This is a genomic window from Corynebacterium sp. SCR221107, from assembly GCF_027886475.1.
Taxonomy (GTDB): Bacteria; Actinomycetota; Actinomycetes; order Mycobacteriales; family Mycobacteriaceae; genus Corynebacterium.
On the sequence record NZ_CP115670.1, the window covers coordinates 2,198,991 to 2,211,548 of the forward strand.

A 12,558-nucleotide genomic window follows, 5' to 3' on the forward strand; every position below is an offset into this window, starting at 1 on the left:
AGCACGAAAAACGCCCCACAAAACAACGTAGGGCGCTATCTTCTTTTTCAACGACTACTCAACAGTGACGGACTTTGCTAAGTTTCGAGGCTGATCAACATCGAATCCCTTTGCTGTCGCTACAGCACAGGCAAAGATCTGTAAAGGAACAGTCGCCAATAAGGGCTGGAGCAGTGTAGGACATTCTGGGATCCGTATCACGTGATTGGCAAACTGCTCAACGGCTGCGTCGCCCTCCTCAGCAATCACGATAGTGATAGCTCCGCGAGCGCGGATTTCCTGAATGTTAGAAACAACTTTTGCGTGAAGTGCATTTCGCCCTTTCGGCGACGGGACGATAACAAAGACTGGCTGTCCCTCTTCAACCAAAGCAATGGGCCCGTGCTTGAGCTCGCCCGCAGCAAATCCTTCCGCATGAAGATACGCGATTTCTTTGAGCTTAAGGGCACCTTCCAATGCAACGGGGAATCCAACATGCCGCCCGAGGAACAAAACAGAGCCGGCATCTTTCATCTCGCGACCAAGCTTCTTGACTGCCTCTTCTTGGTCAATGACTGTTTGAATCTTCTCAGGCATCTTCCGCAGTTCATCGACAATCGCTCGTATCTCGTCAGCAAACTTGTTGCCACGTAGTTGCGCAAGATAAAGACCTAAAAGGTAAGAAGCGGTTATCTGAGCCAAGAATGCCTTGGTAGATGCCACCGCAATCTCTGGCCCTGCATGTGTATACAGGTTTGCATCAGCTTCACGCGGAATTGAGGAGCCTCGGGTGTTGCAGATCGCAACGACTTTAGCTCCTTGTTCACGAGCGTGACGGACAGCCATGAGGGTATCCATCGTTTCACCCGACTGAGAGAGTGCCACCACCAAAGTACGCTCATTGACGATAGGATCCCGATAACGGAATTCATGAGCGAGTTCGACCTCTGTCGGGATTCTGCACCAATGCTCAATAGCGTACCGCGCGACCTGGCCAGCATAAGCAGCCGTACCGCAAGCAATCACGATGATCTTGTCCACGCTTCGTAGCACCGACTCATCAATGTTTACTTCATCGAGCGTGAGCTTTCCTTCCTCATCGAATCGGCCGATGAGGGTGTCTCGAACTGCATCTGGCTGGTCATGGATTTCCTTATCCATGAAGGAGGAAAAGCCACCTTTTTCTGCAGCTGTAGCATCCCATTCCACTACGAACTCTTTGCCCAATGCTGGCTGACCGGCGAAGTCAATGACAGAATAACCTTCAGGGGTAAGTGTTACGACTTGTCCATTTCCAATTTCGACGGCATTCTTGGTGTAGTCAATGAAACCTGACACATCCGAGCTGAGGTAGTTTTCCCCTTCACCCAAGCCGATCACCAAAGGAGAATTGAAACGGGAAGCCACGATCCTATCTGGCAAGTCACGTTGGATTGCGAGTAGCGTAAAGGCTCCATCGAGTCGATTGCTAGTTAATCGCATCGCCTCCGTTAGGTCGCCTTTTGCCTCGTTCTTGAAAACATCTGCTAGCAACGCAGCAGCCACCTCAGTGTCTGTGTCAGAGACGAACTGGTAGCCCCTCTTTTCGAGGAAACTTTTTAACTCAACAAAATTCTCAATAATACCGTTATGCACTACTGCAATGTTCCCGCCATCGACCAAGTGGGGATGCGCATTGGCGTCCGTGGGGCCGCCATGAGTTGCCCAACGAGTGTGTCCAATTCCCACCTTGGACGCCGGCAATGGAGCCGATCTAATTGCGTCAACTAGTGTGGAAACCTTTCCTGCTTTTTTGCGCAGTTGGATGTTTCCGTCAGCGAGCACAGCAACGCCAGCAGAATCATAGCCTCGATATTCGAGCCTCTTAAGCCCCTCAATGACCACGTCAGAAGCATCATGGCCAGAATCGGCACAGCCGACATATCCAACAATTCCACACATGCGAAAAATCCTTAAATCTCTACATCCAAGCAGGTTCGTATCCGAAATTCGCGGTTACCCTGGACAACTTTACCCAAGTCACAGCAAACCACCTAGTGCCCCTGTTTGAGCCATCGTTTCCTAGTAGTGTTTTCACCAAGGGGAGGGTACAAAAACCAAAAACCCACCTTTCACTAAAGGTGGGTTAAGAAGCTCCGCCAACTGGGCTCGAACCAGTGACCCTTCGATTAACAGTCGAATGCTCTGCCAACTGAGCTATGGCGGATTACGCTATCTCCTAGCAGCGATCACTATATATGTCCCTCCATCCTCCATGCAAATCACGAGGCCTTGCCCACAATCGGCTGCGTACTTCCCAGAAAGGTTCGTGACAGCCCATGCTGCTGGCAGCACAGATGAGACGACGTCGTCCCATTCAAACCATGGAATCTCCAATATCGATGGATATCGGTTAGAATTTCCTGAGAATCTCAACGAATTCAAAGTTCTATGTTTGACCCAGCGAGACGACCCACGAGAATTTCGGATTGTCCTTTACGCCACCATGGGATTCGCGACTACAACAATGATCGGAGGAGTCGGTTTAACACTTCAGAACACCCCCCCCCGGGAGGATATGCCGGTGACGATTTCTGCTCTGAGATTGCAACGCTGACCGTTGATAAAGGCGCGAATTCCGGGGGCGACAACCCGCTGTAGTCCCCGTGCATCATCAATGCACTCTAGAGATCGTTCATAGTCTCCCAATCGGATCATGCTATCGACGTCACGCGCCAATTTGCCACCGCCCCACTTCAAGAGCTTTGCATTTAAACTGGGGCGTAGATTTAATTTCTGGGTAAGTTTTCTCAGATAGTTGGTTGGCTCTCCTAGTGCGAGCACTACGTTGGATCTGAGCAAAGCTGCCAGAGGCTTTAGCGGAATCATCACTCCCCGATCTTCGATCGGTGCGCCTGACACGAATAGGTAGTTCCGATGATGTAAACTGATGGAGTTCTAGCGCTAGCTGCGCAAGAGGGGCTATAGCTCAGTCGGTTAGAGCTGCGGACTCATAATCCGTTGGTCCCGGGTTCGAGCCCCGGTGGCCCCACACTTACCCCCACTTTCCAGTTCGGAGAGCGGGGGTTTTGCCTGCTTAAAGGGCGTTTCAGTAATATTGGGTCAGCGACAGGAACCGACACAGAGCGACAGTTTTAGACCTCTCCAGACCAGAAACGAGACCAGACATGGCACCCCGGAAATTCGGCACCGTGCGACAGACCGGCGAAGGCAAGTGGTCAGCCCGGTATCAGTACGCGGGCAAGAAGTACTCCAGCCCGGAACCGTTCCTCAAGGAGAGCCACGCTGCCGCCTGGCTGGAGAAGGAGCGGGGGTTAATCCGCGATGGAGACTGGACCCCGCCGTCTGACCGTGCGGAGGCGAAGAAGGTAGCCACCCTGACTGTGGCTGAGTTGGTGGACCTCTGGTTGCAGGGTGATTTCAAAGAGTCCACGGTTCAGAGTCACCGCCGTAAATTGAACTCCCGCGTGCTGAGGGAGAGTTTCGACGGTTTCGACTCGCTGGCGGACGTTCCGGTGGTCGAGGTGGACCGGAAGCGGATTCAGTTGTGGTGGTCTCAGGTCATCACCTGTTGGCCTGAACAGAAGTCCACGAACTCCAGCGCCTATAAGAGGCTGCATACCGCGTTTGAACACGCGGTTCACGAGTTGGAGATCATCTCCGACAACCCGGTCAAGGTGAAGGGTGCGAGTCGAGTACCGCGCTCACAGAACCGGGATAGGCCGTTGATCTCGCTGGCGGAAGCGAAGGCGCTGGCGGAAAACACCTCGCCCCGGCTGCGGGTGGGGGTCCTGGTGCTGCTGTGGTCGGGTCTGCGTATCGGTGAGTTGCTGGAGCTGCGGAGGAAAGATCTCGTCGGTCTGGCGAAGAAGGATGAGCCGGTCACGGTCAAGGTTCGCCGCAATGTCCAGCGGATGACCGACACTGTGACGAAAAAGCAGGTGATGGTTTCCCTGTCCACTCCGAAGACGGAGGCAGGTAACCGGGACATTGTTCTACCGTCCAGCGTCTCAGAAGCGCTGCGGGAGCACGCGCGGGAGTTCATGGCCTCCGGCGCTGAAGCCCTGGTGATTACTACGCAGACCGGAGCACAGATGATGGATACCAACTTTCGTAACCGATTCAACCGAGCGGCTGAGTTGGCCGGTAGGCCGGACATCACCCCGCACGACTGCCGGAGGTTCTACAGCACCCGCTTAGTCTCCCCGGACCACGAGAGCGGGCGAGGTGCCCCAGTGTCGCTGGAAGAAGCGCGGCGGCTCATGGGTCACGAGACGATCGAGCAACTGATGGAATACCAGAGAGCGGCAGACGGCTATGAAAACCGCGCTGCGGAGGCTCTGGAAGAAGCACTAACCCGCGCTGGGAGCGAAAAAGATGACTGACTCAATTGACTCTGACGTAATCAAGGCCACCGCCATCACAACCTATCGCTGCTGGCGCGGTTGTCTGCTGGGCTACGCCTCCAAGGTGCCGGGGTGGGGTGTGGTCTTCTCTCATCGCCTGCACGGAGAGTGGAGAGCCACGCAAGTTCCGTGGGAGGAACCTCTCTTCTGCGGGTGCCCGCACGTCAAGGGCATTCTCCCGATATCAGATCGCCCTCAAGGCAAGGTGTTACTGACACAGAATGACGTGCGGACTCAGTCGCCCCGGAATTGACATAGGGGAGGAGGTGACGTAGGATACACGACACTAATTCATCTTGTCGCCTCTCGTCGAGGCCGAACCAAAAACCACGTGAGACCGGTTTCTCTGAGGAGAAGACTGTGTCTGACGTGGTTTCTGACGTTTTAGATGAGCCGTGGGTCAGTGTGAAAACTGCCGCTGACCACTTTGAACTGTCTACCCGCACCGTTGAGCGCATGATCGCCGCTGGCAAGGTGCCGGTCTTGAGAATCGGTCGCGCTAATCGTGTGCGGCTCTCAGACGTGCTTTCCGCTGGTCAATTGATCCCTGCGGTCGCTCAATAACCTGTCATTAAAAGTATGATAAGGTAAGACTATGAATATAGATCAACCTATGTATACGACTAATGAGTTGGCGGACCTGCTGGGTATGCGGCCCCAATCAATCACCAACTGGCGTAGCCGTGGCAAAGGCCCGAATTTCGTCTATCTCGGAGACGGCCCGCGCCCTGCGGTCCGCTACACCCGAGAGGCCATCGAAGAGTTCCTGAAGGAGCGCAAGTGAGTAATTTGATCGAAACCGCCAAGGCACAGTGTGTCCGTCCTGCCGAGTTGTGGGAGACCGCCACCGAGCAGGACGGCGCTATTCTCATCGACCCCACGGCGGCTGAGACGTGGAACGACCGGGAAGTCTTCAACGACAATAGACGGAGACTGAAGGACATCGGCTGGCGCTCTGAGTACGTCGCCCCCGCCTGGAGATTTACGCCCCCGGCACCGAAGAGAGGGCCGCTAAAGCCCGGCGCTTCCGTGATTGAGCGGGCCGAGTTCCTTCTTGTCGCACCCCGTGCCGACTGGAACCGTGCGATAGCGGACAACGACGGTCGCACTCTCCGGTTCTACGCTGACCGTAACCCTTTCCTCAATAAGCCGATTATCGAAGACCTCTCCCGCCTGGCGGCTGCCGGGTGGTCGGTAGGCTCTGTGGTCGGCCCTAGGGGCGTTGAAGCGTTCGTAGCCACCGCCCCGCTAGAGAAGGCCGCGCCACGTAGCGTCCGAGAGGCGCTAGGTCAGGTCTCAGGCTCCCGCAACACCTACTGGACCACCGAGGCGGTCGAGGAAGGCCGGACGCTGGTGTTCGACACCTCTGCCGGTTGTTCCACGGGTGCCCTGAATGAAGCGCGGGCCGCTGCTAACCGGGTCCGTGCTAGCGGCTGGGTGGTCTCCACCGTGGCGAAGGTCGGGAAGGATCCTCACCGCCTGGAGTTCACCGCACCGCGAGGTCTGGTGATCGACAAGTGAGAGCACCGGAAGGCCTGAGCCGTTACCTCCGAGAGGGCGACAAAGACCGCGACAAGACAGGGCGGTTCTCGGAAGGGTCTGGTCTGGCCCGCTATCTCCCGGAGGCCCGGCGCGCCGGGTCCGAGGACGACACCAAGAAGTAGAAAAACCCTCACACCTACACGGATGTGGGGGTTGTTTTCTGCCGAAAATAGGGCCTCAGAGTGAACAGAAGGTCACGAAATGAACGTTAGGTTAACAGAAGGTCACGAAATGATAACGAAGGTTACATGTGTCGAAAACGTATAGTGCCGTCTATGGCTATCCAGCACGGCGTGTCGCGGCCTTAAACGCCACCTAGGGGAAAATCGCTACCACAGAAAGTCGAAACATACCAAGCGGTACGCGGAAAACAAGGGAAGCGATATGATATACTAATGAAAGTCAACACGCAAGACCACGTATCCCCGAACGGGGGTAAGGAAGGAAGACACACCATGACCACGAACAGGATGCTCACGGCAGCACAGGCTGCGGAGCGCATAGGAGTTACCACCCGCACGCTGTTCACCTATCGGAAGGAAGGCACCGGACCTACCTATGTGCGCTACAGCGCCAAGACCGTCAAGTACCCGGAGAACGAACTGAACGAGTGGATCGCCGCCCGCACCGTGAAGGCGGGGGGTGGGTTCTAATGAAGAGTTTCAACCTGAACCGGGATCTCGGAATTGAGGTCGTTAAGGAACTGGAGCCGGTAAGAAAGTACGAACTGGAACTACTGGCCCATATCGCAAACTGCCTAGCCGTTGTACCGGGTATGGCAGACACGGTAGACCGCATCTCAATGAGGGTCGCATGATCTCAATTACCGCCCTGGGGCTAGTCGTCGCCCTCATGGCTTGGAATTCGTGGCTGGACTTTAAGAAGTACCGTCTCGAACTCGAACACGGATTTTGAGCCGATTTAACGGCCTCAATTCCCCAGAACGACCATATACCCATTTAAACCCTGTGAGGCCGTGAGAATGGCACACAGGCTCTGATTTACGGCACAGGAAAACCCCCGCTGTGAGGCCGTACTCAGAACAGCGGAGGCTGTCTAATCATCATACCTAAAGAGCGCTCCGGCGCTCAATTCAATTGCAGTACAGCCTGACCCCGATTAGTCGGCATCAATTCAAGATTGAAGTCAGGCACCGCGATTCCATCCCGGAATGCGAAAACCCCCTGAGGAACCAACTCAGGGGGCAATTCACCACAAAATCCCAACCACGGGAGAAAGAAGAACCAACATGAATGATAATAGCACAAACGCGCAGGATGTCAAGGGTATTCCGCCCTTTGTTGCCGAGTACATTCGCAAGGGCTGGGAGGTGCCGGTCCCGCTTCCGCAGGGAGCGAAGTACCCGCCGAGAGCCGGCATGACCGGACGAATTGCACGACTGACTCAGGACGAGATCCGCGCCCATTGGAAGGGCGTTTCTGGATCTTCTAACGTCGGTCTGCGTATGCAGGTGGCCGGTGACTACGATGTCCTGTCAATCGATGTTGACCAGTACGAGAAGAAGCACGGCAAGGACAACCTTGTCGAACTCATGGAGATCCTCGGAGATCTCCCGCTCCACGAGTGGCCCCGCTCTACCCGCCGAGGCGTGGACGCTGACTCCGCACAGTTCTTCGTCCTAGTGCCGAAGGGTCTGGAATTCCGCGCCAAGGTATGTGCCGACGTTGACGTGGTTCAATTCACTCACCGCTACTCGGCTGTCTGGCCGTCTGTTGTGGAGGGTGAGCAGTACAAGTGGTACATCGGAGACGAAGAGGTCGAGATCCCCAACGTCAAGGATCTCCCGGTCCTGCCGGAGAACTGGGTGGACTACCTGAAGCGAGACTCCCTCCGGTACGCCGATGCCCCCGCCGCTCCCTCTCGTGGCTACGAGGACGCGCTGAAGTGGCTGGAGAGCCGCGTGTACCCCGGTGAGGGCGATAACGTCTCTGAGATCGACTGGGAGGACGTGGGCGGTCGCCATGACGCTATGCGCAGCGAGATGTGGTCCCTTCTCTGCGGAGCGGTCTTCGAGGGCCGCGCCGGGCTGCTGTCTGATCTCGAAACTCTCCGGTCCGCCTTCTTGGACGCTACCAACGGTGCACCGGAGCGGGTGAGCGCTTACGAGAGAGCGTTGATCAATGGCGTGGCGAAGATTGAGGGTGCCATCACCTCTGGTATGCGTCCGGACCGCAACTGGCTGGAGATGAAGGGTATTCCGAACTTCGGAGACCTTCTCGCGAGACAGGCTGAGGCCTACCTGGCGGAGATGATCGAGGAGGAGAAGACCACCGAGAGCCTAGAGGACCGTCGTGCTGCCGCTGTGGCTGCTGTCGAGGCTTCAGCGCCGGAAGACTATTGGCAGACACAGCCCGTTCTCGCTGAGATCGCCCACTACGCCACCCGCGCATCCGTGGATAAGTACTCCCTGCTGTTCCGCGTGCTGACCTACCTGTCCGCCGAGATGCCGCCCACGGTCTACCTGGAGGACATGGATCAGCCGTTGACGCTGTACTCCGCTGTCATCGCTGAGTCCGGAGCGGGCAAAGGTGTGCTGGATACTCTCGCGGACGCTCTGGTCGGTCAGCGACTCCACAACGGTGATAAGGTCATCCGCCCCGGCACCGGCAACCTTCACACGCTGCTGACCGCACTGGGTGACTTCACCCGTCCGGAGACGAAGAAGAACGAGGATGGCACCGAGGAGCCGCTGCCCATGAAAAAGCACCGGATGCTGATTCAGGGCAACGAATTGGCCGCGTGGGCAGAGATGCAGGGGAACGCAGAGTGGGCCGGAGCGATGGCGGACGTCTTCGACGGTCGAGGCGACTACGAGGTCCGCAACACGGCGAACTGTTACCACTTCGGAGTGGACCAGCACTCTCTCGCGGTGATCTTATCTGTTCAGCCAGACGCCGCCCGGTACTTGTTCGCTTCTACCGGTCGAGGTCTGCCAGGCCGCTTCCTGATTTCCGCTCTCCCGCCACAGCCCCGCGTGTTGCCGGAGGACTTCGACCCGTGGGATCTGGACTGTGACGTCGAGGTGGACACCTTCGACCCCGCCCGCGACGTAGATCGGCTGAAGATCAACTCTCGTTTCTTCACCGAGACCGGCCCGTTCCACCTCTCCGATGACGCGCGGAAGGTGAACGCCCGACTGAAACGAGCGTGGGACGAAGAGCGCGGAGAGTACAAGCAACTGCGTGCGGAGAAGATCTTCTCTCAGATCCCTAAGGTCAAGTTGCGTGTCGCTGTCCTGCTGACCGTTCTGCTGGATCTCGGAGCAGGCCGCGAGGTTCCGCTGGAGGCCCTGCGGATGGCGGATTTCCTGCTGCGGGTCTCCGTCGAGAACACCCGTTACGCCCGCGCTCTGGCTGAGACCGAGGAACGCCGGGGTAACGCCGCTGTGGCCGCTGAGCGTAAGCGGGCGGACGCGGATGCAGACCTGACAGTTGCGAAGGAGAACGTCTTGAGCGTCATCGACAGGTCCAAGAACGGACGAGCCGGTCTCGCAACCATGAACCAGCGTAAGAAGGCCACTGCCGATCACCACTCCGCTGCAATTGCTGAATTGGTCGCTGAGGGTGTGCTGGAGGCTGTCGAGAGTGCCGGTAGACCGGCCGCTTATCAGCGTGTGTGATGTATCGGAGTGTATCGGGAGGTGCCGATACACTCCCCGATACACTGCCTGACCTGGGTAATACACGCGATACATGTATCGGGACACCCCCGGTGTATCGGGGTCTTAATACACGGCTACATACAATCTGAACCCCCCTATATAAAATTATCTTCTTCTTTATATATAAGGGTTTTCGGGGCCGATACACCCCCCCCCTCCCGATACATGTATCGAGTGTATTACCCAGGTCAGCCGGTGTATCGGCAGGTGTATCGGGGTGATGTATCGGCACTCTCCCCCGTCTATCTGGCGGCCTACCTCTGGCAGACCCCCTCTCTGTGCTGGCGGTGGCTACCCCCTCCCTCTCCTGGCGGATGTGTCCCCCCCCTACTGACGCGCTGGGTCTGCGTGCGGTGGCCGGAGATCTACAGTGAGGCAAGAAGGATATCGTGCGAGAAGAGAGGGAACGGTTGTATGGAAGTGGCGGCGCTCATCGTGTCGATCGTGGCACTAATTGTGTCCGGTGTCAGTGTGGGGTGGAACGCCTATGCCTGGATCAGTAGTGGCGCGCGGTTGAAGGTGGAGGTCTCCAACGCCGTCACTGCTGGACCGTACGGCACGCACCGTTTCCTGGGGATCGACGTTGCTAATAGGGGAAGGCTAGAGACGACAATTAGCGCGATTGATTTTCCCCTGGCGGATAAGCGGACCCTTGTGCTGTTTCCGCAAGCGTTCATAATGAACCACCCGCCGAAGACTCTCGCTCCGGGGGCCTCGGAGGCGTTTTTGATTCCTGACTCAGAACTAGTGCCGCTGCTGATTGACGAGAAGGTTGAAGTGGAGAGCATGAAAGTTCGGGTCAGGACCGGCCACGGAGATTTTGTCGAGAGTCTGCCGAAGGCGGTTGCATCCCGATTGGTTTCTGAGATCGAGAAGCATAAGGCCGAGAATGAGGGTCGGGAGACAGAGTAGTTGCAAGTCGCCGTGAGACTGCTGTACACCCCCCGGTGCCTGTGCACCCCCGGGGGGACACCCCCGGGGGCCTGATTAGAGCGCCCCTACGGTGCTGCTCTTTGTTCTCCACGATAGTTCGGGGAAGTCCATGGTATACCCTATTAAATATGATTATCTTTAAGGCAATTGACGGTTATCCCCGGTACGAGGTCTCGAACACGGGGCAGGTTCGACGAGTGGAAGACGGCTCTCTGCTGGAGGGCGGGCTTAGTTCCCAGGGCTACCCGAAAGTGAAGTTGACCAACGAGGACGGAGACCGACGAAACGAGAATGTCCATGTCCTCATGGCGCGTGCTTTCTACGGCGAGATCCCCGGAGCAAGGATTGTCCACCTCAACGGCTGCAAGACCGACAACCGGCTAGGCAACCTTCATCCGCAGATATCAGACCTAATCCTGGCTCAACGGGCCTTCCAGCGAGCGCTGAGAGTGCGCAGAGCGCTCAGATCACGCGCTGTGCGCCACGGAGACGGCCCGTGAGCCTTCAGGGGTGCTCCAGTCTCACCTACCCCTGTTCAACGCTTCTGAGAGGGCCGTTTTTCAAGAACTAGTTCTCGCAGGCCACGCCGTCCCCGTCGCGGTCCAACTTCCTGCTATATCCGGGAGATCCGGCGTAGAGCGGTGCCGCACCCGCAGCACGAACTGCGGCGCAGTTTGCGTAGTAAGTTGCCGCCGGAGCCGGAGCCGGAGCCGGAGCCGGACCCGGAGCGGGCGGAGGAGCGTCCACGTCAGCGCCAATTCCAGCACCAGCGCCCGCCCCGGCGAAACCGCGCATGACCGTATCGGGTGCCGGTTCAGGTTCCGGCGCGGCCTCAGGTGTCACTTCTTCGGTTGTCGTTTCCGCAGGTTCGGCGGTGGTGGTCACAGTCTCGGTCACGGTAGTGGTCTTGGTGACCGTCGAGGCCGACTCGGTGACGGTCACGGTGGAGGCGACACCTGCTTCCCCGTCGTCGGAGCCGCAGGCTGAAGCGAGGCCGAAAATGAGCAAGAGGGAACCGCCGACGATCGCGAGAGGCTTAACGCGGCCGCGTGCGTTAGCGCCGGTGGGAGAGGGGGTGGACATGGGCAATCCAATCAACGAAGGAGGGTGAAGCTGCAAGAAGGATAGCAACTGACTGGCACCTTCGCACCGGAAACAGGTTCCGGGGGCACTACCTGGGGGTGCCCACCACGAGACCGTGGTCGTCGCTGTTCACGAAGACATCCAGCGCGGCGTGGGCCATCTCGTCCGCGAGGGCCTGGCGGTCGAATTGAGCCGGGAGTGGTAGGCGTTCAATCTCGGAGAGGCTGGTGGTAGAGTAGACCTCAACAGGACAGGTCTACAACGCAAACGCGGGGGTAGAGACCAGAAACCAGACCAGGGGCTGCGTGAGGCCAGACAGGTACCCCCTCTGACCTGCGCCGGAGGTGAAATGAGTTGGGCACCCGGTGGCCCCACCAGTTTTTGTTAAGGCTGATTTGGCGGTCATTTCATGGAGCGAAATGACCGCCTTGGCATAAAGGGACGAAGCACATAGGAATTCGTGTGGGAAACACTCCATCTCATCGTTCTCTCCCAGTTGCAATCTGTAGTGCACTTGTTATTGTTATCGCCGCATATTTCGGATTTAGTCTAGGAGATGACTCATCAGAAACATCCAGTGGTACCTCAAGTGCTGCACTTCTAAGATCATCGCTCACACCAGCGAGCGATGAGGAGAACTGTCCTCTGGAATCCTTACCCACTGAAACGGAGGACGTGGTGGGCGACATTCTTGCGGGTGGTCCTTTCGAATACCCGGACAACGACGGTGTGCTCTTCGGTAACTACGAAGGTGTCCTTCCCAAGGAATCTCGTAACTACTACCGGGAGTACACCGTGGACACCCCGGGGCTCAACCACCGCGGCGAGCGTCGAATCGTCACCGGCGGAGGCACGGAGACGGATCCCGAGGTGTGGTACTACACGGACGATCACTACGAGACGTTCTGTCTCATCCCCGATGCGGAGGACTGA

General features: G+C 57.4%; 12 protein-coding genes and 2 tRNA genes. 11 read left to right on the forward strand and 3 right to left on the reverse strand.

The annotated features are described in order from the left end of the window. Positions 1 to 54 precede the first annotated feature (54 nt). Positions 55 to 1,920, reverse strand: coding sequence for a glutamine--fructose-6-phosphate transaminase (isomerizing) (gene glmS / locus PAB09_RS09445; protein WP_271033423.1), 1,866 nt, complete (start codon positions 1,918 to 1,920; stop codon positions 55 to 57). A 192-nt stretch (positions 1,921 to 2,112) separates the two neighbouring features. Further along, a tRNA-Asn gene (locus PAB09_RS09450) sits at positions 2,113 to 2,185 on the reverse strand. Between the two features lie 751 nt (positions 2,186 to 2,936). On the opposite strand from PAB09_RS09450, the gene PAB09_RS09455 reads away from it, so the two are divergent. From PAB09_RS09455 to PAB09_RS09500, 10 genes are all read left to right on the forward strand, one after another. Beyond that, a tRNA-Ile gene (locus PAB09_RS09455) sits at positions 2,937 to 3,010 on the forward strand. Between the two features lie 136 nt (positions 3,011 to 3,146). After that, the gene (locus tag PAB09_RS09460) at positions 3,147 to 4,364 is read left to right on the forward strand and encodes a tyrosine-type recombinase/integrase (RefSeq protein ID WP_271033424.1); all 1,218 of its coding nucleotides are present in this window, start codon (positions 3,147 to 3,149) and stop codon (positions 4,362 to 4,364) included. Positions 4,365 to 4,745: 381 nt separating this feature from the next. Then, complete coding sequence (locus PAB09_RS09465; RefSeq protein WP_271033425.1) at positions 4,746 to 4,949, forward strand: helix-turn-helix domain-containing protein; 204 nt, start codon at positions 4,746 to 4,748, stop codon at positions 4,947 to 4,949. A 31-nt stretch (positions 4,950 to 4,980) separates the two neighbouring features. Next, the gene (locus tag PAB09_RS09470; RefSeq protein WP_271033426.1) at positions 4,981 to 5,169 is read left to right on the forward strand and encodes a helix-turn-helix domain-containing protein; all 189 of its coding nucleotides are present in this window, start codon (positions 4,981 to 4,983) and stop codon (positions 5,167 to 5,169) included. After that, positions 5,166 to 5,906: a hypothetical protein gene (locus PAB09_RS09475; RefSeq protein WP_271033427.1), complete on the forward strand. Its 741-nt coding sequence runs from the start codon at positions 5,166 to 5,168 to the stop codon at positions 5,904 to 5,906. The genes PAB09_RS09470 and PAB09_RS09475 overlap by 4 nt, the downstream gene beginning before the upstream one ends. Then, positions 5,903 to 6,049 carry a hypothetical protein gene (locus tag PAB09_RS09480; RefSeq protein ID WP_271033428.1) on the forward strand — a complete coding sequence of 49 codons (147 nt, stop codon included), beginning with the start codon at positions 5,903 to 5,905 and terminating at the stop codon, positions 6,047 to 6,049. Before PAB09_RS09475 ends, PAB09_RS09480 begins: the two co-directional genes overlap by 4 nt. Positions 6,050 to 6,382: 333 nt before the next feature. Next, the gene (locus PAB09_RS09485; protein WP_271033429.1) at positions 6,383 to 6,580 is read left to right on the forward strand and encodes a helix-turn-helix transcriptional regulator; all 198 of its coding nucleotides are present in this window, start codon (positions 6,383 to 6,385) and stop codon (positions 6,578 to 6,580) included. A gap of 596 nt (positions 6,581 to 7,176) precedes the next feature. Then, positions 7,177 to 9,567, forward strand: a complete 2,391-nt coding sequence (locus tag PAB09_RS09490; RefSeq protein ID WP_271033430.1) for a DUF3987 domain-containing protein — start codon at positions 7,177 to 7,179, stop codon at positions 9,565 to 9,567. Between the two features lie 456 nt (positions 9,568 to 10,023). Next, entirely contained in the window at positions 10,024 to 10,521 is a 498-nt protein-coding gene (locus PAB09_RS09495; RefSeq protein ID WP_271033431.1) for a hypothetical protein, read from the forward strand. A gap of 149 nt (positions 10,522 to 10,670) precedes the next feature. After that, positions 10,671 to 11,042 carry an NUMOD4 domain-containing protein gene (locus PAB09_RS09500; protein WP_271033432.1) on the forward strand — a complete coding sequence of 124 codons (372 nt, stop codon included), beginning with the start codon at positions 10,671 to 10,673 and terminating at the stop codon, positions 11,040 to 11,042. Positions 11,043 to 11,109: 67 nt separating this feature from the next. Here PAB09_RS09500 and PAB09_RS09505 read toward each other — a convergent pair whose 3' ends face one another. After that, positions 11,110 to 11,625 carry an excalibur calcium-binding domain-containing protein gene (locus PAB09_RS09505; protein WP_271033433.1) on the reverse strand — a complete coding sequence of 172 codons (516 nt, stop codon included), beginning with the start codon at positions 11,623 to 11,625 and terminating at the stop codon, positions 11,110 to 11,112. A 462-nt stretch (positions 11,626 to 12,087) separates the two neighbouring features. Between PAB09_RS09505 and PAB09_RS09510 the strand changes: the two genes are divergently transcribed. Continuing rightward, a complete protein-coding gene (locus PAB09_RS09510) occupies positions 12,088 to 12,558 on the forward strand; it encodes a ribonuclease domain-containing protein (RefSeq protein WP_271033434.1) in 471 nt (156 codons plus the stop codon).

What these genes read in the sequence shown, in the direction of transcription:
- glmS (WP_271033423.1), bottom strand. Translation starts at nt 1,920, where the DNA reads ATGTGTGGAATTGTTGGATATGTCGGCTGTGCCGATTCTGGCCATGAT.
- PAB09_RS09460 (WP_271033424.1), top strand. Translation starts at nt 3,147, where the DNA reads ATGGCACCCCGGAAATTCGGCACCGTGCGACAGACCGGCGAAGGCAAG.
- PAB09_RS09470 (WP_271033426.1), top strand. Translation starts at nt 4,981, where the DNA reads ATGAATATAGATCAACCTATGTATACGACTAATGAGTTGGCGGACCTG.
- PAB09_RS09485 (WP_271033429.1), top strand. Translation starts at nt 6,383, where the DNA reads ATGACCACGAACAGGATGCTCACGGCAGCACAGGCTGCGGAGCGCATA.
- PAB09_RS09490 (WP_271033430.1), top strand. Translation starts at nt 7,177, where the DNA reads ATGAATGATAATAGCACAAACGCGCAGGATGTCAAGGGTATTCCGCCC.
- PAB09_RS09495 (WP_271033431.1), top strand. Translation starts at nt 10,024, where the DNA reads ATGGAAGTGGCGGCGCTCATCGTGTCGATCGTGGCACTAATTGTGTCC.
- PAB09_RS09500 (WP_271033432.1), top strand. Translation starts at nt 10,671, where the DNA reads ATGATTATCTTTAAGGCAATTGACGGTTATCCCCGGTACGAGGTCTCG.
- PAB09_RS09505 (WP_271033433.1), bottom strand. Translation starts at nt 11,625, where the DNA reads ATGTCCACCCCCTCTCCCACCGGCGCTAACGCACGCGGCCGCGTTAAG.